The following is a 23,879-nucleotide window of genomic DNA, read 5'->3' on the forward strand; positions in this document are numbered from 1 at the left end:
AATGTACATTTACCAGCATTAACACATTGATATGGACTCACTATCGGAACTGGTTAATCTGCTCAATAATACCGATAAAACACTATTCCGGCAGTTTTTGCAGCGCAAAAACAAAAGGGACGACGTAAAAAACCTGGCCTTACTTGATTTAATAGAAACTGACGATATAGCTGGCATAAATAAACTATACAAGCCCGAAAAAAATAAGGATGCTTACCATGCTTTACGCAAAAGATTGCAGGATAATTTGCTGCTGTTTTTATCGCAAAAAACCTTCGAAAGCAGCCACGCCGAAACTTACGACGCCTTGCGCCTGGTGGTGGTAGGGCGTTTTCTGTTAGAGAATGATGTGGTTAAGGTAGCCTTTAAATGTTTGGACAAGGCCGAAAAGCTGGCCAGCCATTTGGAGCAGTTTAATTTATTAAATGAGCTTTTATTGTTGAAACTGCAATATGCCCATCTGGAGGGGGCCGAAGACCTGGATGCTCTCACCGCGCGCTTTATGCAGAACCAATTACACATGCAACGCGAGGCTAAGCTAAACATAGCCTATGCTTTTTTGCGGCAGGAACTACAGGCTATACACCTGCAAGGGAAAATAGTGAATTTGACCAGGCTGGTGATCACCACCATCAGGAAATACAAAATCTCGGCCCAGGACCTGATGACCTATAAATCCATCTACCAGATCCTTTTCATTGCTAATGAATACGCGGCTATACAGCAAAATTATGGGCTGATAGAGCGCTACGTTAACCGTACGGATCAGTTTATGCAGGGCCAGGCGGGTAAAAAGCAGTCGTACCTGTTTTATCATATCTCTATCCTGTACTTTTTGGCCAACTTTCACCTGCGGCAAAAGGATTTTGCCAGGAGTGCATCCTACCTGGAGGAAATGATGGATTTAATGGCGACGGATAGCCGTTACTATGCGGGTTTTTATTTGCGTTACCGGTTATTGCGTGGCCTTACCCTGTTTTTTACAGGATTTGCCAACGATGCCATAGGGATATTGCAGGAATCGCTCAGAAAAACCAACAACAGGAGCAAACCGGAAGATATAGAAGATGTGCGCATATGCCTGGCCATGTTTTTGGCGCTGTGCAACAACCAGCAAAGCTTAAAGCAACTCATGTTACTTACCCGAACCGATGCCTGGTACGAAAAAAAGATGGGTATGTTATGGACCATCCGCAAAAACCTGATGGAAATTCTGGTGCATGCGCAGTTCTCCAATATTGACGTTGCCATATCGCGGCTAAACAGCTTCAGGCGGCGCTATAAAAAGTACCTGTTAAAAACGTCGGAGGAGCGGGTGCTGTTATTTTTGAAGTTGGTTGAAAAATACCTGCAAAAACCTGATGTGGTTTTTGAAACCACCTATCGCGACCAGGTTTTAAACCTGCTTGATAAGCCGGAAAATAACGACATTTTCACCTTAAGCTTTATAGCCTGGCTGGTAGCTCGGCGGGAGAAAAAAACAGCTTTCGAAGTGGCGCTGACGCTGGTACAGGATAGTAACTAAGCGCAATAATATCCGTGGGCGTGGTGCGTCGACTCGCCGCCATGCGGTATACGTCCCCGCCCAGTCAGAATTTCGCAAAATTTTATCATGCAAGGCCCATCTCAATTTCGGGGCTTCCGGATGTCTCCCTTCCATGGTGGTCATGAGGAGGCTATTGTTTAGCCAAAGTCATATCTGTCGTGCCGTTTCGCATACCTGCCTGGTTTAGGTTTAAATTTGTGATATGAGTTTAAAAACATTGGATGAGCTGGCTTATTCGGTACTGGATTTGGCTACGGTAGTTGAGGGGCACCCCATTGCCGATACTTACCATAACAGCCTGCAAAACGCGCGGCAGGCCGAGCAGCTGGGCTATACCCGTTACTGGTTTGCCGAGCATCATAATATGATTAGTGTGGCCAGTTCGGCCACGTCGTTATTGATTGGTTATGTGGCGGGCAATACGCAGGCTATCCGCGTGGGTTCGGGCGGCATTATGCTGCCCAATCATTCGCCGCTGGTGGTGGCCGAGCAGTTTGGCACCCTGGCTACCCTTTACCCCAACCGGATTGACCTTGGCCTTGGCCGCGCTCCCGGCACCGACCAGGTTACCGCTATGGCCATCAGGGGCGAGAATATGAACGCGTCGTTTTACTTCCCCCGGGATGTGGAGGCGTTGCAAAAATATTTTTCGGCCGATAATGCCGACGCCAAAGTCCGCGCTATCCCAGGCGAGGGGCTGGATATACCAATATGGATATTAGGTTCGAGCACGGATAGCGCCAGGCTTGCCGCGGCCAAGGGTTTGCCCTATGCCTTCGCCAGTCACTTTGCGCCTGCTTACTTTAAGGAGGCCATTAAAATATACCGCGATAATTTTAAACCATCGGCAGTATTGCAGCAGCCCTACGTAATGGCCTGCGTAAACGTAGTAGCCGCCGATACCGACGAGGAAGCCGAATACCTGGCCACCAGCGTAAAGCAAATGTTTATGGGCATTGTTACCGGCAAACGCCGCCTGCTACAACCCCCGGTTGAAAGTATGGCCCACATCTGGAACGTGTTTGAAGAAGAAGCCGTGATGCAGATGCTGGCCTACTCGTTCGTAGGCAGCAAGCAAAAAATTACTGCCATGTTAACCGATTTTGTGGAAGAAAACGGGATAGATGAGATTATGGCAACATCGCATATTTACGATCATGGAGCGAAGCTGAAATCGTACAGGTTGTTTGCGGAGGTGGTGAATAGTGAGCGGTGAGAACGGCGGTGAAGACTCACCCGCCCAACGCTTCGCTGGGGCACCCTCTCTTCAACTTCGTTGGAAAGAGGGGCTTGAAATTTTATTATTTATTTTTTCTGTAATGTATTGATATTGAGCATTTATACCCCTCTTTCCGGCGAAGCCGAAGAGAGGATGGCGGGCGCAGCCTCGCCGGGTGAGTATTAGCCGGCGTTCAAAAGTCTTAACTCTTGACTCTTGATTCTTCCCCACTAAGCGTTAGCCAGCGCTCTATCCAAATGCGTGTACCCGCCGTCGACGTATACCAGTTGGCCGGTGGTGTGGCTGGATACGGGCGAGAGCAGGAAGGCAGTGGTGTTGGCCAGTTCCTCGGCGGTGGTCATGCGGTTACCCAGGGGGATTTTTGATTGAATTTCTTGTAGTTTGGCTTCCGGGTCGGCCATTTTGTTTAGCCAGGTTTCGTACAATGGGGTCCAGCACTCGGCCACCACAACGGCGTTTACACGGATGCCATATTTCAACAGCTCCACAGCCCATTCGCGGGTTAAAGCGTTACGCCCGCCGTTTGCCGCGGCGTATCCCGAGGTATGACCCTGTCCGGTGTCGGCAGTTTTGGAGGTGATATTGACGATAGCACCTTTGGATTTGATGAGTTCGGGTAGGGCATAATGGGCCATCAGGTAATAGTGTACCACATTTTTATGCAGCGATGCTATGAAGGCTTCGTAGTTGCCATCTTCCAGGCCTACACCATCATTTACGCCGGCGTTATTTACCAGGCCATCTATACGACCATATTTATCTATGGTTGCATCAATGGCATTTTGGTTAGCCTTAGGATCGGTAAGTTCGGCGGCAACCTGGAATGCCCTGCCACCGGCGGCTTCAATTTCATGAACCACTTTAAGGTTATCCGCCTCGCTGCGGCCTATAATAACCGGAATGGCGCCCTCGGCAGCCAAAACTTTAACAATGCCCTCGCCTATGCCCTTTGCGCCGCCTGTTACTATAATTACTTTATCTGTGAGTTGTAAATTCATGGTATATGGATATTCGTTATAAAAATTGATTTGTTAGTGGGATACGGTAAGTTTCACCTCTTTTACTTTTAAATTGCGTATGGCAAAGTAAAAAACAAACAAAAAGCAGGCGGCCGGTACCAGGTAAGCAATCTGGATATTGGTCATATCAGATAGTTTGCCCATTATCGGCGGGAAAATAGCACCGCCTACTATAGCCATGATCACCAGTGATGAACCCTCTTTGGTTTTGGCCCCCAATCCTCGGATACTTAACGAGAATATCGTAGGGAACATGATCGACATAAAAAACTCGACTCCAATTAACGCGTAAACCGGGAACTTACCGTGTAAAAACACCGAAAGCACAATAAGCGACACATTGGTGATACCATAAATAGCCAGCAGTTTTACGGGGTTGATAAATGACATCAGGAAAGTGCCAATAAACCGGCCTGCCAGAAAAGCGAAAAGGGCCATAGTAAGGTAATTATTGGCGGCTGCCTCATCTACTCCCGCTACCCTTTCAGAAAAACGGATCAGAAAACTTCCTACACAGGCCTGCCCGCCTACATAAAAAAATTGCGCTACTACCCCAAACCTTAAACCCTTTTCGTTCAATAAGTCGGCAATACGCTCCAAAAAAGTGCGGTCTTCGTGCTGTGGCAGGCCTTCGCCTTCTTCAACAATTTCGGGCAAATGCGTACGCCATAAAAGGATAGCCACTATAAGCACTGTAACTGCGATGATCAGAAAGGGCAATTGTACAGATGAAGCCTCTTTATTTAAATAGTTATTCAGTTGAAGTGATGACATGGCCTTCTCCTGGTCGGGCGTAAGCACTTTGCCCGATAGTATAGCCTTGCCTCCTAAATAAGATGCCAATACCGCTGCAAGGCCGTTAAACGTTTGTGCAAAGTTGATACGTTGCGTAGCACTCTCCGGATCTCCTAATACGCTGATGTATGGATTGGCCGCGGTTTCTAAAAAGGCAGCACCCGAAAATATGATGAACAACGCCCCCAGGAAAAACGCGTAGTTACGCACAATTGATGCCGGGAAAAACAGGAATGCACCAACCGAAAAAAGGATTAAACCAAACAGGATGCCCCCTTTATAACCATAACGTTTCATAAACTGGGCAGCTGGTATCGGCAACAAAAAGTAAGCAAAATACGCAGCGGAATCTACCAGTGATGATTGCAGATCACTTAGCTGGCAGGCTTTTTTTAAGTGCGGTATCAGTATCGGGTTAAGATTTAACGCAAAACCCCAGATAAAGAACAGGGATGTTATTAAGACCACAGCAAGCGTATTTTTATTTTTCGACATAGTTGTTTTTTGTTATAATTGGTTTATTGGGTTGCTTTTATTTTAATGCTGATGTAATATCTTTTATTGAAACACCCAGGGTTTTCAGGGCTATTGTGTTAAGCGCTTTTTTATCCCCGGTAAAGTGGAATACGCTGTGTTTGTGTGTTAGTTTTTGGCCGGGTTTTAAAAAGGCGGCGGGCGATACGCTTTCAATTTCGTAAAAAGGGCCCATCTGTTTGCCACCTGCCAGCGGGCCATCGTTATAGGCGTTTACGGCATCGCCGCTGAAAGGGGCGACATCGGTTTTCCACTCCTGGTTAAGGTATTTGGCGCTGCTGTCAATATCAAAAACGGTGATGGTTAACACCCGGTTACTGCCATCATAGCTTCCGGCCATGTTTTTGGCCCGGTTTGGCGGGATGCCCAGCTTGCCGCGCGATTTGCCATCGGCTTTAAACAACAAGATTCCTTTGTTGTAGGTTATGCGCTCTTTAGCAATCTCGCCAAAGTAATTGGTAGTGGCAACCTTACCTGTGGCGCTATCTACGTAAGGCACTACTATAACTGTTTTAGGCGATGGGGTAAACATATCCAGGTTCCATAAGCAGGGTGCGCCGGTGGTTTCGTCCCAGGCTTTGTTGCCTGTGTTGGTGATTGTATTTACCGTAGCAAAGCCAACCGATTTTACCATATCGCCCGGACTGATGCCCAGCAACTGGTTAACCACTTCGGGCTCCAGGATCTCGATATCCCTCTCGAGCTTGATATCCAACTGCGTGCCTGCATAGTTCTGTATCCGGGTAGTTTTACTCATGGATACCCTGCTATCCGATGAGGAAACCAGTTGCCAGCTTTCATTATCAACCGCGGACGGGGTATGCCAGTTATCAAATTCCATTTTGGTACCCGGTTTAAAGAACAGCGAGAACCTGCCGCCCTCGGGGCCGAGCCAAAGCCTGTCTTCTCCGCCAAAAGCGTTCATGTGCGGGTCGGGCTGTTTAAGATCAAAGGTTTCGTATTTTATCCAGCCGAAGCTTTTGCCGTCAAAACCATCAGCGGTGGAGGTAAATACTTTAGCTTGGTATTTGGGAGATACTGCTACCATACCCAAACCATTGTTGGTTTTTAAAATAACGATACTATCATGATGCAATAAAAAATTAAGGTCAAATATAAAGCTGCCTTTGGGTGCCTTGGGCATCATCTCCTTGCACGATGTAAGCGCTACTATTGTTAAAACAAACACTAAAACTTTACCTCCCTTCATGATATCATTGTTTATGTTTTGGATTAATACCAATAGTATTGATCATGGTACCGACGTGGTCTATAGTAATATAAACCTCGTCGCCCACCTGCAAAGTAAATGTTGGCGGTGGCACGAGGCAGGTACCCGTCATGAGGTAACAGCCCTGCGGAAAATCGCACTCGGCATATAAATAGCCCGCCAGTTCGGTAAAGGAGCGTTTAATGCGCGATATGGTAGTTTCATCCTGGTACACCGCAGCGCCATCCCTTTTGATGAGCAGTTTGATGGCCGAATCAGCAGGCAATGGCTCCGCACTTACATATAAGCAAGGGCCGAGCGCGGCACTTTTTTCGTAGATTTTGGCTTGCGGCAGGTACAGGGCATTTTCGCCCTCAATACTGCGCGAACTCATATCGTTGCCAATGGTATAGCCCTGGATATTGCCTTTGCTGTTGATGTACAGCGTCAGTTCGGGTTCCGGCACGTTCCATTCAGAATCTTTGCGGATGTACACCTCGCCGCCATGGCCACTTACCCGGTAGTGCGTGGCTTTAAAAAACAGTTCGGGCCGGGGGGCATCATAAACCTTATCGTACAAACTGGCCCCGCCCGAGCTTTCCGATTCTTCCATCCGGGCGTCGCGGCTTTTTAAATAGGTTACACCGGCCGCCCAAACCTCCTGCGTGCCAATGGGCGGCAGCGCCTGGCTGTTGGTAAATTCCTGGTGTACACCGGCGGTCAACGGTGTAGTGTCGTCAATAACGGATTGCAGGTAGGCGGCCAGGTTATCGCGGTTTACCAGTTTATCCCAGCTGTCATCAATAATGTAAGCGGCACCTTCATGCTCCAGGAGGATGCCTTTGGCAATTTTGTATAGCTTCATCAGTTTACTTCCAGTTCGTCGCGCGAGGGTAATTTGGGGAATGGGTTAGTTGGGCCGGTTTGGTACCAAAATACGGTAGATGCAATATCATCCTGCAAAGGCATATACCGCCCATCGTGTCGCCAGCCCAGTGCCTGGATGGTTACTTTCAGGCTTTTTTCAAACCTGATGGGGTCAACAATGTGCCAGCGGTACAGGCCAAAGCGCTGGGCCACGGTATAATGGCCATCGCCGCCAATTACCTGGGCAAGGCCGCTGTACGGCGTGTTAAATTCGGTGTATTCGGTTTCGTTCTTCTCTTTGCCGTTGGCATCCTTATGCCGGGTATCAAAGTCATATGACCCGCAGAAATAATCCTCGGTACCGGTGCCGTTTATGGTAGGGAATTTGGTATCGCCATCCATAAAAAACTTAATCTCCCCCTCGCCCCACCAGCCATTTTTGTGACTGCCATAAGCTAAATAAGTGCCCACATACTGTCCCTTGCCTACAATACTATCTACCAAAACATAATCTTTTTTATACGGCAGGGGATTGGTACGGCGAAACTGCGCATGAAAGTAACCCGCATCATCCGGGATATCCGTTAGCGTATAATCAACCTGGTAATAGAGCACCATATCGTTATCATCAATGTTTTCCATGGTGATACGGCATTTTTTACGGAACGGCATTGGCCAGTAGCAGTTAAAGGCGCTGCCCGGGTTTACTGCTACCGCTAAACTGGCCAGCGGCGAATATTTGCCCCAGCCCATGCAAAAAAAGTCGCCAACGGGAACTTCAACAGCGGGGGTGGTTTCATCGTCCCAATAAAAACGGAGTATACTGTAGCGCCAGTTGCCGGTAGGCGTCATCCAGATGTGCTGAATGGCACCGCTTTCGTTAATTTCGGCAATGGTAAAGGTGGTGTGCTTTTTAATAACGACACTTGGGCTCACCTTCCAGGTTTCACCCAAATCGCGCGATGCGTTACTTCCCGTACCGGTAGTGGCCATGCCGCCCTTACCCTTTTCTCCATTAAAATTTTCGGGACTTATCGACCGGGTTTTGGCATCGCAGGTACGGTACAGGTTGCCGAGGCCGACATCCAAACCATTAAACTTTTTTTGGGCAAACGCGGCCGGTGTTGCCAGTAAAACAAACATCCAGCTCAGCAATAATAAAACATAATTTTTCATCTTAAAAACATAGGTTATCTGTTAGTAAAAAATCAATAATGCATCAATTGGTAAAATGCAATACCTTATTTATTTGCTGTAACGCTTGCTTTATGCACAATGAGCCCAAAGCCGGTCACAATCATAAAGATAATTTTTTTTATTACAACCCGCTTTATTAGCATAAACTTCAAGGATATTAGCATGGGAAGCCGAAGCCCTGCTCTCTCCAAAGGAGCCTCACCTAAATCCTCTCCAAAGGAGAGGACTTTTGATTTGCGCGTTGGCTTTTTGAGGCTATCTAATATGCAAGCCAAGAACCCTCTCCTTTGGAGAGGGCAGGGTGAGGCTCTTTTCATTACCTTTGTATATGTCATTTACCCTCATACTAAACAACATTGCCAAACACATTCATTTAACCGCCGATGAACAGAGTATTTTTACCGGTATGCTGCGGCCGCAAACCATAAAGCGCAAACAATTTTGGTTGAGCGATGGCGATATATGCAAACACTCGGCCTTTGTTACTTCGGGCTGCCTGCGCGGGTTTACGGTTGATAAAAATGGCATTGAACATGTGCTAAGCTTTGCCCCGGTAGATTGGTGGATGGCCGATATGTACAGCCTGATAAGCCAGAAACCCGGCATGCTGAACGTAGAGGCGCTGGAAGATACCGAGGTGCTATTGCTGAGTAAAACTAACCAGGAGGCATTATATAAACAGATCCCCAAGTTTGAGCACTTTTTCCGGGTGTTGGTCGAGAATTCGCTGGTTGCAAGTCAGCAACGCCTTATTGACGGCCTCAGCCTTACGGCCGAAGACCGCTACAACAACTTTTGCAAACGCTACCCCACGCTGATCTACACCCTGCCCCAAAAGCAAATAGCATCATACATTGGCGTTACGCCGGAGTTTTTTAGCAGGATGAGGAGCAGAAGGTAGTCGCCGGTTGCGAGGTTCGGGGTACTGGTGGCAAGGCGGATACAGTTTCAACCGTTTTTTCTCAGGCTCTGCCACCCGCACCTCGAACCAAGCCACCCGCACCTGAAAAACTTAATCTACATCAACTCCCCCTTGCCAAATCCGCTGTACCTTTATATCGACGAAACAGAGGAAACAACATCATGGCACAAACCATTTTACATAAAGCCGAAACACGTGGGCACGCCAACCACGGCTGGCTGAACAGCTACCATTCTTTCAGCTTTGGCAGTTACTACAATCCCGAAAGAATGAACTTTGGCGCACTGCGCGTTTTAAACGACGATACTGTGGACGCCGGGATGGGCTTTGGCAAACATCCGCATGATAACATGGAGATCATTAGCATACCATTGGAAGGCAACCTGGAGCATGAAGACAGCATGAATAATGTGGCCGTTATTAAAAATGGCGACATCCAGGCTATGAGCGCCGGTACCGGTATTTATCACAGCGAGTACAACCAGGATCCAAACAAACGGGTAAAATTCCTGCAAATCTGGATTTATCCCAACCAACGCAACGTTGAGCCCCGGTACGACCAGCTTACCCTTAATCTTGATGATCGCCATAATAAACTGCAACAGGTACTATCGCCCAATCCGGACGATGCAGGCGTATGGATTCACCAGGACGCATGGTTTAACCTGGGTAAATTTGATGCAGGCGTAAGTACTGATTATACTATCCACAAACCCGGCAACGGCGTATACGCATTTGTATTAAGCGGCGAAGTGCAGATTGATGGGCAAGCGGTTGGCACCCGTGATGCATTGGGTATTTGGGATGCCGAAGGTTTTACTATCACCGCAAGTACCAACGCGGAATTTTTACTGATGGAAGTGCCGATGAGCTTTTGATGTTCTGAGGATCGGGTTGCGAGGGACGTGGTTCGGGTGAAAAATAAATTTTAATCTGAGCTTCCATCCCAACACCCGGACGACGAAACATGAACCAAGATAGACACACCCAAACCCCGCAACACGAACCCCAAAATGGAAACAATACAAATTTTAGTCATCGGCCGTCACCCCGAAATATTGGCAACCGTAGTGCGCCTGGTAAACAACAATCCGGCCTGGAATGCCACCGGCTGCCAAACCGACGATGAGGCTATCCGGGCATTTGATGCACAGGATTTTACGCTGGTGCTCCTTGGCGGCGGCATTCCGCCCGAATCTGAAACCCGGCTTAGCCAATACTTTCGTGATTGTAACTCCGATATCCGCATAGTACAGCACTACGGCGGCGGAAGCGGCTTACTTGCTGCAGAGATATACGAGGCACTTAAATAGTTCACTGGTTCATTAGTTCATTGGTCTTTTCCGGCGGTTAGTTTATTAGTCTGATCTGGCGGAGGCCCGATTTGTTGTGTCGTAGATTGGTCCGCCGGTCCGTTGGTAATTAGTTTGCTTCTGTGGCCCCTTTAGTTTATATATTTGTTCCCCGGTTCTAAATTAATTTGTTGGTCGCCCCGCTTATCGTATTGCTTGCAAACAATTAAGCTACGCGAATATCGAAGCGATGAGTATCAAACTATTCACCAATAAACTAATGAACAAGTGAACCAATGAACTCAAATGAAAGTTATTATAGCCGAAAAGCCATCCGTTGCCCGCGAAATTGCCAAAGTATTTGGTGCCACCACCAAAAAAGACGGCTATATGGAGGGGAAGGGCTATACTTTTACCTGGGCATTTGGTCATTTGCTACAACTGGCAGCCCCGCAAGAATACGGCTATTACGGCTGGAGCGTTCAAAACCTGCCTATGCTGCCGCCCAAATTCAAACTCTCTATCCGTAAGGTAAAATCAAAGGATGGGATGATTGATGATCCATCGGTGAAAAAACAGCTGGATATTATCAAAAGCCTGTTTGACGAAGCTACCGAAATTATTGTAGCAACGGATGCGGGGCGCGAGGGCGAACTCATATTTCGCTATATTTATTATTATCTTAAATGCAAAAAGCCTTTTAAAAGGCTCTGGATCTCATCGCAAACAGATGAAGCTATTAAAGAAGGTTTCCGCAACCTGAAACCGGGCAGCGATTATGATACGCTGTTCAATTCGGCGCATTGCCGCTCGCAGTCGGATTGGTTGGTGGGCATGAATGCCACGCAGGCTTTAAGCCTGTCGTCGGGCAATAGAGGCGTACTGTCGCTTGGGCGGGTGCAAACGCCTACGCTGGCCATGATCTGTTCGCGCTACCTGGATAATAAAAACTTTGTCCCCCAGCTGTATTACCAGGTAAGTATACAGCCCGATAAGGATGGGCAGACATTTAAAGCCATCTCGGTAAATAACTTTAAAACTAAAGAAGAAGCGCAGGTTATTTTTGATAAGGTACAGGATGTGGTATCGGGCTTTCCGCAGGGTGCCCATATTATTAATGTAGAGGCCAAACCCCGAAAAGAACCACCACCCTTACTGCACGACCTGAGCAGCCTGCAGCAGGAAGCCAACAAGCGCAAAGGCTTCACGGCCGATCAAACCCTTAACATCCTCCAAAACCTGTACGAGGGTAAGCTGGTAACCTATCCGCGTACAGGCAGTCGTTATATTGGTGATGATGTATTTGCCGGCGTACCTGATTTGATTGAAAAGTTAAAGGAACACCCCGACTTTGGCAAACAGGCCACCCTGTTATATGGGGCCAAGCTGAGCAAGCGCAGTGTAAACGCCAAAAAGGTAACCGACCACCATGCCATACTAACCACCGGCGAACCTCCTTACCAGCTAACGCCCGATAAACAGGCTGTTTACGATATGGTTGCCGGCCGCATGCTGGAAGCATTTCACCAGGATTGTATCAAAGAGATTACCAAGATTACCATCGAATCGGGCTCGTTGTTTATGGCCAGCGGTACCGTTATACAAACACCGGGCTGGCGCGCCGTATTTAACGATACCGACGAGGAAAAAAAGGACGAGGAAAACCCAACCCTGCCCAAAGTACAACAGGGCGAAATGCTGCCTATTACAGATAAGGCTTTGTTAGAGAAACAAACCAAGCCCAAGCCTCTTTATAACGAAGCCAGCCTGCTTAAAGCTTTAGAAACGGCCGGAAAAGAAATTGACGACGAAGAATTGCGTTATGCCATGAAGGATAGTGGCCTGGGCACCCCGGCTACCCGTGCATCCATTATCGAAACATTGCTGAAACGTAACTACATCCTCCGCGAAAAAAAGAACCTGGTACCTACCCCAACCGGATTGGCGGTATACCAGGTGGTAAAAAACCAGCAAATAGCCCAGGCCGAACTGACAGGTAACTGGGAAAAACGCCTGGAAGAGATCCGTACCGGTGCATCCGTTGCCGATTTTCAGGAAGAAATCAAGACCTATACCCGCGCCATTACCCAGGAGTTGCTGCGCGAAGGCAAGGCATTGAAGATTGAACCGGTTGTGGTGTAATAACCTTCAGCGCTTAATTGTAGCATTGGTTTAACTAATCACATCTATTAAATAAGCTAAAGCATCCTTTGAATGCAGCGCCGCTGTAGATTCCATGGTGGTGGCAGCAACCTGGGATGCCCGCACGCGCATTTGGTTTTCGTAAGCCGCAATTGCTGATGGCAGATCTGTAAAATTATCGCCGGTAAGGTATTGGCTTAGTTCAAGCGCATCCAGCATGGCCATGTTTACGCCTTCGCCTGCATAAGGGGGCATCAGGTGGGCTGCATCGCCAAGTATGGTTAAGTTGGGCAGTGCATCCCAGGTTTGATCAAGCGGCATACAATATTGAGGCCGCAATACAAAGGCAGCATCGGCATTTTCAAACAATTCCAGCCAAATGTTGTCCCAGCCTATAAATTCACGTTTAAACCAGGCAATAACCTGCGCTTTGTCGGTAAAATCAATCCCGCTTTCGCGGTCCCAATGTTCGGGTGTGTTGCAGCCGGTATAAAACACCAGGCTGCCATCGCCTTTTGAGCTTACAATGATGGATTTTTCATTGCCCATGGCAAATATCTTGCCGCCATTTAAAAGCTGATGAATGCGCGGGCTGGCTATGGCCGAATTATAAACAGACCCCTCTACCACCGTAACGCCCGAGTAAAAAGGCTTAATGGGCGTAATATAAGGGCGAATTTTGGAGTTGGCGCCATCCGCAGCAATTACCACATCGGCATAATTGGAATTGCCATTTTTAAAGTCAATGTGCCAGCCAGCGCCCTGGGGATGTAGTGCCGAAAACTGGCTGTCCCATATCACCGTTCCGGGTTGTAATGATTCCAGCAGGATTTTTTGCAATGGGCCACGATCAATTTCCGGGCGGAAATGCGCGCCCTCTTTTTCTTCGTTATCTTCCAGTACGATATTTGCATTTTTATCTGCTATGCGCATCCTGCCGGCATCGGGACGGTAATTGGCCATAAAGGCATCCATAAGCCCGGCCTCGCGAATAGCCTTAAGTCCCGAATCGTCATGCAGGTCAAGCGTTGCGCCTTTTGGGCGTGCATCGGCGTGGGCATCACGTTCATAAACTTTTATATTGCTGCCATTCATTTGCAGCAACCTTGCCAGGGTAAGCCCGCCCGGACCAGCACCTATAATGGCTATTTTTTTACTTTTAATGGTATTCATTGTTTTATTATGGATTAATCATTATCCCTTTTATCAGCACATCGCAGCAATCTAAAAGGGTTTGTTGGGTAATAATTTGAGTTGGACGCTCCTGGTAATCAAAGTATTCGGTAACCAAATCAAAAATGGCCGAAAACAGCAATGCCCGGAGCACATCATGCGGAAAGGTTTTAATAATGTCCGCCGATACATTTAGCTGAAAAAATTGGCGAATAGGAGCAAAAAAATACCCTTCCTGTATGTTTGCCTGCTGGTAAGCCCTGTTCAACAAAGGCGAGCTTTTGCCATGCCGGATAAGCGCGAAGGCATGCCTGTTGCCGGTAAGGTATTCAAACGCGTTTAGCCAAATCTTTTTTAACCCATCGGCAAAGGGCATTGCAGGGTCGAACCCGGCTAAAAGTGCTTTTTCGTAAGCGCCCAAAACTTCTTCAATAAAAAGCTTCACCAGCAGATCTTCTTTGTTTTCGTATTTGATATAGATGGTGCGCGGCGAGATATTGGCTGTCTTAGCCAGCTTTTGCATGGTGAGGTTTTCCAGCCCTTCGTCGGCAATTATTTGCAAGGCTATGGTACGGATGGCTTGTTCTTTATCTAAGTTTTTGGGGCGCATGTTGTGTTCAATTTCCTTTGAAATGAAATCTGATGCAATAATAAGTAAATGTTTATTTACTTACAAAATATTTTCACTATCAGATTTAATCACGACATTCAGTTATAAAATGCGGGAGCGCTGAAGGCGAATGAAGTGTATCGCATGGCGGCCAGTCGACTCACCCCGACGAGGCTACGCTCGTCTGCCTCTCTCCGACTGCGTCGCATAGAGGAGCAAAAAAGGGCTCACCCTCTTTGCGGCGTAAGCCGGAGAGAGGGTGAACCAGCGGAGCTTTGGCCGGGTGAGTCGTGGCCAGTGTTCAACCTGAATGTTCCTGTAGCGTCCAACACGTCATGGATAATTGTAAAATCTTCTCATTTTGAACCTCATTCTCCTTCCTATGCCATCGCTTCAATCATCTTCAAAACGTTTTTGAGGATGGGGCTTTGGTCGTCAGTCCGCCAGTGTACAAACAGGTTGCTTTCAAAGGGCAGTTCAATAAAACGGATGCCCTGGTAACCCTGGTTGGCGTACGAGTAAGGCATTATGCTGATGCCGAATTGCCTGGTGATGAGCGAAATGATGGTTGAGCCAAAATCCGAAGTATAAGAAAATTCGGGCGATATGCCGTAGTGTTCAAATACCTGGTGAGTAAGCTGGCTATAGCTGCTGCTGCGATTAGATCGCGGCATAATAAACTTTTGCGTTTGTAATGATTCAGCAGTAATATCGGCCAGTTCCCTGAACGCATGATCCTGGGGCAATACCAAGGCAAGGTGATCTGTTTGTACTTTCATCGTGCTGATATTATCCAGCCGGTTTATATCGCGGCTGAATTTCAGGTCGATCTTGTACTTGGTTAAAAATTCCTGCTCATCTTCATAAGCCAGCTGTATCATTTCAATCTTCAGTTCGGGATAGCGGATGGAGATATCAAGTATCAGCTGCGGCAGGGTAGAAAAAGAAATCGAATCCGGATGCGCTATCCTGATAGATCCGGTTTCGCCAAGCTCGATTTTTTTGGCAAACTGGTGGATGAAATTAAACTCATCTACAATACCGGTCCATTTGGTTTTCAGAAATTCGCCGGCGGGGGTTAGCTTAACACTCCGCTTGGTGCGTTCAAACAGCTGCACATCCAACTCATCCTCCAACGATTTGATTTGCCTGCTTAATGCCGACTGGGTAATGTTTTGTTTGGCCGATGTGTTCCAAAAATGAAGCTCGTCTGCAAGGGCCAAAAAGTTTTTTATCTGCTGTAAATCCATAATTGTTAATGCATAAAAATCATTAATTAATCTAAAATAAGCATTTTTTAGCATTTATAGATGGGCTACTTTTACAGCAAATAAAAATCCGCTTGGCCTTTTTTAAAAAATATAAAACCCATTACAGCGCTACTATGCGTTTGGCTTACCCGGTAATGATATCGCAGGTGGGGCATCCGTTAGTGGGGTTTTCGGCATCCATTATATTGGGGCACTTTGCCGGCACGGTACCGCTTGCTGCGCTGGCTATTGCCAACGGTTTTTTTAACCTTATGCTTATTATTGCCATCGGCATATCCTACGGCATAACCCCGCTGGTTGCACGCGAAAACGGGGCAGGTAACTACAAGGAATGCGGTCGTTTGTTGTCGCACAGTATAGTGGTGAATGTCCTGACGGGCTTAATGCTCTTAATAGTTACCTGGCTTGGCGGGCAATACTTAATAGCGCATATTGGTTTGGATGCGGCTGTGGTGGCACAGGCCAACCCGCTGTTGGTGTTGTTAGGATTGTCTATTATCCCTTTGATGCTGTTTTTATCGTTTAAGCAGTTTGCCGAAGGTTTGGGTTTTACCAGGCTGGCTATGCAGGTGAGCATTTGGGGTAATGTAATCAATATTGTAGTTGGTATTATATTGGTAAAAGGTTTATTGGGTATTCCGGCCCTGGGTGCCAAAAGCATAGGCTACAGCGCTATTATCGATAGGGGGCTGATGGCCGTAGTTATGGCTGCATTTGTACTTAAAACGCAGCGGTTTAATAAATTCCTGCAAGGTTGCCGCCCTTTTCAGTTTGATGCCGTGCGGTTCAGAAAAATTCTGGCTACCAGTGTTCCCATTGTATTGCAAAACATTTTTGAGATAAGCGCCTTTAGCGCTGCGGTTTTTATAGTAGGGATAATAGGGGCCAGGCAACTGGCAGCGTACCAGATAGCGATGAACTATCTGTCGTTTATTTATTACGCGGTTAACGGTATAGGCACGGCGGCGGCCATTCAAACCGGCTATTTTTTGGGGCAGGTAAAGTTTTATTTACTGCGTGCATCGGCGTTGGCGAGCTATCACCTTACTATTGTATTTCACCTGGTTACCGGGGTGCTGTTGTTGGTTTTAAAAGGTATTTTGCCTAAAGTTATCTCGGTTGATCCGCTGGTGGTGAGTATGGTTGGCAACCTGTTTGTTATAGCTGCCGGGTTAGAGGTTTTCGATGGCCTGCAGGTGGTAAGCCTGGGTATATTACGGGGCCTTGGCGATTTAAAATACCCGGTGTTAATTAACCTGGCCGCTTACTGGGGCGTTGCCTTGCCGGTAGCTTTTTTACTGGGCCTGCATACCCCCATGGGCTTAACAGGCGTATGGCTGGGGCTTTACAGCGGCCTGTTAATGGCATCGGTACTGCTTTACTTACGTTTCCGGCACCTGGCCAACAGGCATGCTGATAACGTGCCGGCAGAACAGGAGAATTTATTTAACAACGTATTAAAACTCGAATCTCAATAATATCATCATGACTGATACAATGACCATAAACAGCGCCGGCATCCGGTTTATTAAAGTGGATATGCAAAACATCCGGGTTTTAAAAGCAATTGGCATCGAAACCTTTAACGAAGCCTTCGCGCATTTGAACACGCCCGAAAATATGGAGGACTACCTGGCAACTGCTTTTGCCGATGAAAAACTGGCCGCCGAAGTTAACAACCCATGCTCGGAATTTTACATGGCGCAGGTTGATGGCAATATAGTTGGTTACGTAAAAATCAACCACGGGCCGGCACAAACCGATGTAAAGGATGATAATGCTTTAGAAGTTGAAAGAATTTACGTGCTGAAAGCTTTTCACGGCAAAAAGGTGGGCCAGCTACTTTTTGATAAGGCGGTTGATATTGCCGTGCAGATGAAGAAAGCCTATATATGGCTTGGTGTTTGGGAGCATAACGCCAAAGCGCTGGCTTTTTATAAAAAGAATGGTTTTGAGGTGTTTGGCTCGCATCCTTTTTGGTTGGGCGACGATTTGCAGACAGATTTGATGATGAAACGGTATTTAGGGTAAGGCTGGGAGGAATAACTGTTTTGAGCAGATAAGAACCGATGTTGAACCAAAAACATACGCCTAAATAAAACTTTTGTCATTTCGAACGAGGAACGAGGAGAAATCTTTTACGACTGTGCTTACGATGAACATACCAAAATGCAGGGCGTATAAGATTTCTCTTCGCGCCACCTCACAGGCCCTCCTCGCTCATCGAAATGACAAAAGTTTTTACATAATAAGCCGATACCCGCACAAGAAATTGCGCATACGTTATGGCTACGATACCGTTATCTCGCCCCTTAAATCCGTTTCCATGTAATGTTTTACCAGGGCCGGGTCGTCAAACTTGCCCAGCAGGTACATCATTTTGGTTACTGCCGATTCAAAAGTCATATCGTAACCGTTGGCTACGCCCATGTCTTTAAGTTGTTTGCTGGTTTCGTAGCGGCCAAGCTCAACGGTGCCCACTTTACATTGCGAGATATCTACAATCACTTTACCATCTTTAATAGCTTTTTCCAGCAGGTTAAGAAACCATGTGTCGGTTGTGGTATTGCCGGCACCAAATGTTTCCATTACCACGCCCCGTACATCGGCATTTAAAATGGCCTCAACCACTTTTGTGCCTATGCCAGGGTAAAGTTTTAACACGCCTACATCGCTTATAAGATTGTTGTGGATGATAAGCTCGTCCCCATCCTGCGGGTGCCTGATATCATTGGCGTTAAACTTAAGGTGTACGCCACTCTCGGCCAGGATAGGATAATTTGGCGACCGGAAGGCCTCGAATTTGGACGAATTATATTTAAAGGCACGGTTACCACGGAAGAGTTTGTAATCAAAATAGATACAAACTTCGGGTACGCGGGCGCGGTCATTCTTTTTGGCTTTGGCAATTTCAATGGCAGTCATCAAATTTTCCTTCGCATCGGTGCGGATGGCGCTGATAGGCAATTGCGAGCCTGTAAAAATGATGGGCTTGCCCAGGTTTTCGAGCATGAAGCTTAATGCCGAGGCAGTATAGGCCATTGTATCTGAGCCGTGAAGGATTACAAAGCCGTCATTATCGTGATAGTTTGACTCGATAAGGCCGGCCAGGTCGCTCCAGATAGCAGGGTTCATGTTTGATGAATCAATGATCTCATCAAAAGAGTGTACTTTAATCCGGCAGTTCAGTTTCTCCAACTCCGGCACGTTATCCATTATTTGCTCAAAGTTGATAGGCTTGAGCACCTTAGTCACAGGATCGCTCATCATCCCTATGGTACCGCCGGTGTAAATGATCAGTATCTGGCTCATTAAATAGGTTTTATGCTGTATAAATCATTTCAATTATTAAACACCAAACACCAGCCTGGAATTTTCGGTTGTAACACGTGCAACCTCCTCCACACTGGTTTGGTGCAGGTCCGCCACTTTTTGGGCAATGTAAATCAAGTACGAGCTTTCATTAGGTTTACCCCGGAACGGAACGGGTGTAAGGTACGGAGAATCTGTTTCTAAAACTATATGCTTTAAATCAATTTCGGCCACAACTTTGTCGAGCCCCGAATTTTTATAGGTAACCACCCCGCCTATCCCTAAGTAAAAACCCAGGTCAATAACCTGTTGAGCCTGCTCCACCGTGCCGCCAAAGCAATGGAATATACCGCGCAGTTTGTCGTCGTTTTCCTGCTGTAACACTTCATAAACCTCGTTATAAGCATCACGGCAATGAATTACGATAGGCAGATCGAGGCTTTTTGCCCAGTTAATCTGCTGTTTGAAGGCTTCAACCTGGTCGGTTAAAAAAGTTTTGTCCCAATACAGGTCGATACCAATTTCACCTATAGCGTAAATTGGATGTTGCCCTTGCGCCGCTTTAATGGTTGCCAGTTCCTGCTTCCAATCTGCCTTTACCGAGCATGGGTGCAGGCCCAGCATAGGGTAACATAAACCGGGATAAGCCTGTACCAGGTCATAAACCAGTGGCACTGATGCTGCATCTACATTGGGCAAAAACAGGCGGTTGATATCATTGTCGATACAACGCTGCACAAGGGCGGCGCGTTTACCGGCAATGGTTTCATAGTATAAGTGGGTATGTGTGTCTGTTAATACCATGGTACAAAAGTAAAAAGCCTCCCCGGTTTATCAGGAAGGCTTTTAAGCTTAATTTTTCTTTTTAGATACAGTTGTTTTTTTCTTTAACGTGTGTTTAATACCGGGCTTGGCAGCAACAGGCGCATGCTTTCCGGGTTTTACCTTTACAATTTCAAGGTCGAACACCAGGGTTGCGTAGGGCGGAATAGCGCCATTACCCATACCTTGTTCGCCATAGCCCAATTTTGACGGGATGATGAATTTTGCTTTTGCCCCTTCGTTCAACAAAGCCAGGCCTTCTTCCCAACCAGGTATTACACCGTGAGAGCCCAATACTACAGGTATAGGCTCATACGGGCGGCCAGGCTGCTCAACACCTGCTGCTTTGGCATTAGCCTGTATACTGGTGTCAAATACCTGCCCGTTTAATAAATAGCCGGTATAATTAACCATTACTGTATCGCCATTTAATGGTTTGCGTAAGGCAGATACCTTGGTTACTATATACTTTAAGCCGGATGCTGTTGTAACCGGGCTTAGTTTGTTTGCTGTTATGTAGGTGTTGGTTTCAGTGGCTTCCTGTGATTTCATCTTCTCGATAGCCGCTGTACGTTCGGCCATAGCTTCCTGTAAAGATTGAACCTTGATAATTTTAAGGATAAACACCAGTTTGCTGCCTTTAGGGAAAAACGGCGGACGCGCTTCTTCGTGCCCTTTAAAAATAGAGTCGATAGGTACTTTCACCATTGCGCTATCGTTCAGGGTAAGCAGCGGGAAAATATCCATCAAATCGGCTACGTTTTGCGATGGGCGGATTTGTGCAGGCTGAGGCTTGCCTGTTTTAAATGAGCTATATAAAACCGAATCTTTATCAGTCATCTGGATATAATTAAAATAAACAATATCGTTCAGTTTAATTTTTTCGCCGGTGTTATGTGTGAAAATCTGGTATTGGGCGCCGGCCGGCGTGGTTTGCATACCGTTTTGTGCACGGGCGGTTAACGTAGCTACGCCAAACAGGGCCGTTAATAAATAAAATATGTTTTTCATAAAAATAAAAAAAGCCTTCCTGACTTGTGTCGGGAAGGCTGTAAAAGAGTTATAACTTATTTTTGAGTAGGTTGTGACTGGCTTGGCGCCTGTTGCATTTGCATCTGCGGCTCAACCGGTTTTGGCGCATTTGGATTAGGTTTCACAATTTCAACCATTTCCATTTCGAAAATAATTGGTGTGTATGGGCCGATTGGGCCAACGCCCTGATCTTTATAAGCAATAGCCGAAGGGATAACCAAAGTGATTTTTGATCCTTTGTTCATCAATTGCAAGCCTTCGTCCCAGCCTGGTATAACTTTACCCTGTCCAACAGGAATGCGGATAGGTGCATACGGGCGGCCTGGTTCAATTGGTTGTTTTTCTTTTATCGCTACTTCTTTAACACTAGTTTCAAATATTTTACCATTTGGAAGCCTGCCGGTGTAGTTAACAACAGCGGTATCGCCAACTGCAGGGGTTGGGCCTGTACCCGGCGTGGTGATAACATAATTTAAGCCAGATGCTGTAGTTGTAACTTTAAGGTTATGATCGGCAATGTATTTTTTGATTTTGCCCGGCTCCTGCGCTTTCATGCCTTCGGTAAGGGTTTTTAAGTAATCCTGTACCCTGCCACGGAAAACCTGTTCGGTAAGCGCACCTTTTACCAATACTTTGTTAATATTAACCTGGAATATTAAGAACTTGCCTTTCAGGTTTGGCGGGCGTTGCTGGCCACCCTTAAATATCGAGTCGGTAGGTACTTTAAAGGTTGCGCTATCGCCTTCGCCAAGCATCTCAAGGCCGGCATAAATATCACCTTTTGCCTGTGGCTTAGGCATAGGCATAATAATGATAGGGTGGCCCATATCATAAGTATTGCTTAATACCGAATCGCCATCGGTTTTTACAATCATATTTACACTTACGAAATCGCCATCTTTAATATGCGTACCGCCTTTAGATGTGTGGATGTTATAAAGTAATCCGGCATCTCCTTTTTTAAAGCCTCCGTTGCAACTTGTAAATCCAATTGCAGCAATGGCCAGGAACATTAATTTTTGTTTCATTTTATTGATTTAATAGTTTTTTATATTCGGGTAATATGGTTTTAAATTGTTGTATAACCTGTTCAAGGGTATTGCTTGAATGACCGCCGGCTGCATTGCGGTGACCGCCGCCATCAAAATACTTTTTACAAATTTCGTTTGCCGGAAACTCGCCTTTTGACCGTAATGAAAGTTTCACCCTGTCGTTGCGTTCAACTATAAATGCAGCCAGCTTGATGTCGGCCATTGATAGCGCATAGTTTACAATGCCTTCGGTATCGCCGGTATCAACATCGTATTTATGCAGGTCGGTATTATTAACGGCAATAATGGCGGTATGGTATTCGGGCAGTACTTCCAGGCAATTTGCCAGGCAATGCCCTAAAAACCTTAACCGGTTTTCGGTTGCGCTATTGTACACCAGTTCATGAATGCGCCAGTTAACTGCCCCCATATCAATCAAATCGGCCACTATTCGGTGTACGGTTGATGTAGTATTGGGCAGGCGGAACGATGCCGAATCGGTCATGATGCCGGTGTATAAGCAGGTTGCTACATCGGCGTTAATAAGTTCCCGATGGTGCAGTTCGTTAACAATAAAATCGTAAATGAGCTGGGCCGTTGCGCAGGCATTAATGTTCCAGTGACGATAATCATCGAAATCCTGGGGTTCCAGGTGATGATCTATCATGATTTTATAGGCCTTGCTTTCGCCTACCAAAACACCCATTTCATTAATGCGGCTTAAGGCGTTAAAATCAAGGCAAAATATTAGATCGGCATCGGCAATTAACGCTGCCGACTTTTCGGCCTGTTCAGTGTAGATGATAACATCGCCATTGCGGGGCAGCCAGCTTAAAAATGCGGGATAATCTGTAGGCGCAATAACCGAGGCATGGTGACCTTGCTGTATCAAATAATTGTACAAACCCAATGACGAACCCATAGCATCACCATCAGGTTTATGATGGGTAGTGATCACTATTTTTTTGGGGCTTGCTAAAAGTTCTGTAAGCGCGGCTAAATCTAACATCAATTTTAAAAAAGAGTTGCAAAGCTAAATAAATAAATTAAATACAAACCATCTATTTTAATACAAAAAGCTTTATCTTACAGATGTAAAAAGCTACTTTTGCGGCAAAATTTAAATAATAAGCAACCGGTGACCGCTAAGCGAATAGCAGGCAGATACTGATTGCATTTCACATTGAAACCCAAAAAAACAATTAAGTATAATGACCACAAACAGAACTTTTACCATGATTAAGCCTGATGCCGTTGCAAACGGACATATTGGTGCTATAATTGACAAGATAACCAAAAGCGGCTTTAAAATAATTGCACTTAAATACACTGCTTTAAGCGCCGAAAAGGCAGGCCAGTTTTATGAAGTGCATAAAGAACGCCCGTTTTATAATGCCCTGGTAACATTTATGTCATCTGGACCAATAGTGGCTGCTATTTTGGAGAAAGATAATGCCATTGAGGATTTTCGTAAACTGATTGGCGCTACCGATCCTGCTAAAGCCGATGAAGGTACCATCCGTAATCTTTTTGCAAAATCAATTGATGCAAATGCCGTTCACGGATCCGATTCGGACGAAAATGCCGCTATCGAAGGCAGTTTCTTTTTCTCGGCATTTGAGAAATTTTAAAAACATGGTACTTAGGGATGTAATACAAACGTTACATCCCTAAATAATTTGCTGCGTCGTGTGGCTTATTAAATATAAATTTTGTAGATTTACAAAACCGGTTAGATTTTTGTAAATCTAAGTTATTATAAAACGGGAGAAACCCATATAATTCATTTTGATATGAAATTGTTTTTGAAGATTATCATATATACACTGCTTGTTGTATGCCTATCTACATCAACAATTTTGCT

General features: G+C 46.2%; 22 protein-coding genes. 9 read left to right on the forward strand and 13 right to left on the reverse strand.

The features are described 5' to 3' along the window. Nucleotides 1-31: 31 nt before the first annotated feature. Both ACFGVS_RS22945 and ACFGVS_RS22950 read left to right on the forward strand, forming a co-directional pair. Nucleotides 32-1,525, forward strand: coding sequence for a hypothetical protein (locus ACFGVS_RS22945; protein WP_439695724.1), 1,494 nt, complete (start codon nucleotides 32-34; stop codon nucleotides 1,523-1,525). 223 nt (nucleotides 1,526-1,748) lie between these two features. After that, nucleotides 1,749-2,762, forward strand: a complete 1,014-nt coding sequence (locus ACFGVS_RS22950) for an LLM class flavin-dependent oxidoreductase (protein ID WP_439695725.1) — start codon at nucleotides 1,749-1,751, stop codon at nucleotides 2,760-2,762. 233 nt (nucleotides 2,763-2,995) lie between these two features. On the opposite strand, the gene ACFGVS_RS22955 is transcribed toward ACFGVS_RS22950, so the two are convergent. Genes ACFGVS_RS22955 through ACFGVS_RS22975 form a run of 5 tightly spaced genes read right to left on the reverse strand, consistent with a single transcriptional unit; the run spans nucleotide 2,996 to nucleotide 8,387 of the window. Next, the gene (locus ACFGVS_RS22955) at nucleotides 2,996-3,784 is read right to left on the reverse strand and encodes an SDR family oxidoreductase (protein WP_439695726.1); all 789 of its coding nucleotides are present in this window, start codon (nucleotides 3,782-3,784) and stop codon (nucleotides 2,996-2,998) included. A gap of 33 nt (nucleotides 3,785-3,817) precedes the next feature. Beyond that, a complete protein-coding gene (gene fucP, locus ACFGVS_RS22960) occupies nucleotides 3,818-5,095 on the reverse strand; it encodes an L-fucose:H+ symporter permease (protein ID WP_439695727.1) in 1,278 nt (425 codons plus the stop codon). Between the two features lie 37 nt (nucleotides 5,096-5,132). After that, nucleotides 5,133-6,344: a DUF6786 family protein gene (locus ACFGVS_RS22965; RefSeq protein WP_439695728.1), complete on the reverse strand. Its 1,212-nt coding sequence runs from the start codon at nucleotides 6,342-6,344 to the stop codon at nucleotides 5,133-5,135. A gap of 4 nt (nucleotides 6,345-6,348) precedes the next feature. Further along, a complete protein-coding gene (locus ACFGVS_RS22970; RefSeq protein WP_274211255.1) occupies nucleotides 6,349-7,209 on the reverse strand; it encodes a fumarylacetoacetate hydrolase family protein in 861 nt (286 codons plus the stop codon). Further along, nucleotides 7,209-8,387, reverse strand: coding sequence for a glycoside hydrolase family 172 protein (locus ACFGVS_RS22975; RefSeq protein ID WP_439695729.1), 1,179 nt, complete (start codon nucleotides 8,385-8,387; stop codon nucleotides 7,209-7,211). The genes ACFGVS_RS22970 and ACFGVS_RS22975 overlap by 1 nt, the downstream gene beginning before the upstream one ends. Before the next feature lie 349 nt (nucleotides 8,388-8,736). Between ACFGVS_RS22975 and ACFGVS_RS22980 the strand changes: the two genes are divergently transcribed. The 4 genes from ACFGVS_RS22980 (at nucleotide 8,737) to ACFGVS_RS22995 (ending at nucleotide 12,764) form a co-directional block, all read left to right on the forward strand. Further along, nucleotides 8,737-9,309, forward strand: a complete 573-nt coding sequence (locus tag ACFGVS_RS22980; protein WP_274211257.1) for a Crp/Fnr family transcriptional regulator — start codon at nucleotides 8,737-8,739, stop codon at nucleotides 9,307-9,309. 182 nt (nucleotides 9,310-9,491) lie between these two features. Beyond that, on the forward strand, nucleotides 9,492-10,208 hold the full coding sequence (locus ACFGVS_RS22985; protein ID WP_439695730.1) for a pirin family protein: 717 nt from the start codon (nucleotides 9,492-9,494) through the stop codon (nucleotides 10,206-10,208). Between the two features lie 135 nt (nucleotides 10,209-10,343). Then, nucleotides 10,344-10,643 (forward strand): hypothetical protein, encoded by a 300-nt coding sequence (locus tag ACFGVS_RS22990; RefSeq protein ID WP_439695731.1) that lies wholly within the window; start codon nucleotides 10,344-10,346, stop codon nucleotides 10,641-10,643. 285 nt (nucleotides 10,644-10,928) lie between these two features. After that, nucleotides 10,929-12,764 carry a DNA topoisomerase 3 gene (locus ACFGVS_RS22995; RefSeq protein ID WP_439695732.1) on the forward strand — a complete coding sequence of 612 codons (1,836 nt, stop codon included), beginning with the start codon at nucleotides 10,929-10,931 and terminating at the stop codon, nucleotides 12,762-12,764. A 30-nt stretch (nucleotides 12,765-12,794) separates the two neighbouring features. Here ACFGVS_RS22995 and ACFGVS_RS23000 read toward each other — a convergent pair whose 3' ends face one another. The 3 genes from ACFGVS_RS23000 to ACFGVS_RS23010 all read right to left on the reverse strand — a co-directional run bounded on the left by ACFGVS_RS23000 (nucleotide 12,795) and on the right by ACFGVS_RS23010 (nucleotide 15,797). Then, complete coding sequence (locus ACFGVS_RS23000; RefSeq protein ID WP_439695733.1) at nucleotides 12,795-13,937, reverse strand: FAD-dependent oxidoreductase; 1,143 nt, start codon at nucleotides 13,935-13,937, stop codon at nucleotides 12,795-12,797. Between the two features lie 7 nt (nucleotides 13,938-13,944). Next, entirely contained in the window at nucleotides 13,945-14,547 is a 603-nt protein-coding gene (locus ACFGVS_RS23005; RefSeq protein WP_439695734.1) for a TetR/AcrR family transcriptional regulator, read from the reverse strand. A 380-nt stretch (nucleotides 14,548-14,927) separates the two neighbouring features. Then, entirely contained in the window at nucleotides 14,928-15,797 is an 870-nt protein-coding gene (locus ACFGVS_RS23010; RefSeq protein WP_439695735.1) for a LysR family transcriptional regulator, read from the reverse strand. A gap of 92 nt (nucleotides 15,798-15,889) precedes the next feature. Between ACFGVS_RS23010 and ACFGVS_RS23015 the strand changes: the two genes are divergently transcribed. Together ACFGVS_RS23015 and ACFGVS_RS23020 are read left to right on the forward strand one after the other, a co-directional pair. Then, nucleotides 15,890-17,296: an MATE family efflux transporter gene (locus tag ACFGVS_RS23015; RefSeq protein WP_439695736.1), complete on the forward strand. Its 1,407-nt coding sequence runs from the start codon at nucleotides 15,890-15,892 to the stop codon at nucleotides 17,294-17,296. Between the two features lie 7 nt (nucleotides 17,297-17,303). Beyond that, the gene (locus ACFGVS_RS23020) at nucleotides 17,304-17,849 is read left to right on the forward strand and encodes a GNAT family N-acetyltransferase (protein ID WP_439695737.1); all 546 of its coding nucleotides are present in this window, start codon (nucleotides 17,304-17,306) and stop codon (nucleotides 17,847-17,849) included. Nucleotides 17,850-18,107: 258 nt separating this feature from the next. On the opposite strand, the gene ACFGVS_RS23025 is transcribed toward ACFGVS_RS23020, so the two are convergent. Genes ACFGVS_RS23025 through ACFGVS_RS23045 form a run of 5 tightly spaced genes read right to left on the reverse strand, consistent with a single transcriptional unit; the run spans nucleotide 18,108 to nucleotide 23,024 of the window. After that, complete coding sequence (locus tag ACFGVS_RS23025; protein WP_090640713.1) at nucleotides 18,108-19,130, reverse strand: asparaginase; 1,023 nt, start codon at nucleotides 19,128-19,130, stop codon at nucleotides 18,108-18,110. Nucleotides 19,131-19,166: 36 nt separating this feature from the next. After that, the gene (locus ACFGVS_RS23030) at nucleotides 19,167-19,934 is read right to left on the reverse strand and encodes a TatD family hydrolase (protein ID WP_439695738.1); all 768 of its coding nucleotides are present in this window, start codon (nucleotides 19,932-19,934) and stop codon (nucleotides 19,167-19,169) included. A gap of 48 nt (nucleotides 19,935-19,982) precedes the next feature. Further along, entirely contained in the window at nucleotides 19,983-20,963 is a 981-nt protein-coding gene (locus ACFGVS_RS23035) for an FKBP-type peptidyl-prolyl cis-trans isomerase (RefSeq protein WP_439695739.1), read from the reverse strand. A 56-nt stretch (nucleotides 20,964-21,019) separates the two neighbouring features. Beyond that, nucleotides 21,020-22,012: an FKBP-type peptidyl-prolyl cis-trans isomerase gene (locus ACFGVS_RS23040; RefSeq protein ID WP_439695740.1), complete on the reverse strand. Its 993-nt coding sequence runs from the start codon at nucleotides 22,010-22,012 to the stop codon at nucleotides 21,020-21,022. Between the two features lies 1 nt (nucleotide 22,013). Beyond that, nucleotides 22,014-23,024 carry a DHH family phosphoesterase gene (locus ACFGVS_RS23045; RefSeq protein WP_274211269.1) on the reverse strand — a complete coding sequence of 337 codons (1,011 nt, stop codon included), beginning with the start codon at nucleotides 23,022-23,024 and terminating at the stop codon, nucleotides 22,014-22,016. Nucleotides 23,025-23,226: 202 nt separating this feature from the next. Between ACFGVS_RS23045 and ACFGVS_RS23050 the strand changes: the two genes are divergently transcribed. Then, on the forward strand, nucleotides 23,227-23,646 hold the full coding sequence (locus ACFGVS_RS23050) for a nucleoside-diphosphate kinase (protein ID WP_090640699.1): 420 nt from the start codon (nucleotides 23,227-23,229) through the stop codon (nucleotides 23,644-23,646). The last annotated feature ends 233 nt before the right edge of the window (nucleotides 23,647-23,879 follow it).

The sequence above is a fragment of the Mucilaginibacter sediminis genome (genome assembly GCF_051903035.1).
In the GTDB taxonomy this organism is placed as follows: domain Bacteria; phylum Bacteroidota; class Bacteroidia; order Sphingobacteriales; family Sphingobacteriaceae; genus Mucilaginibacter.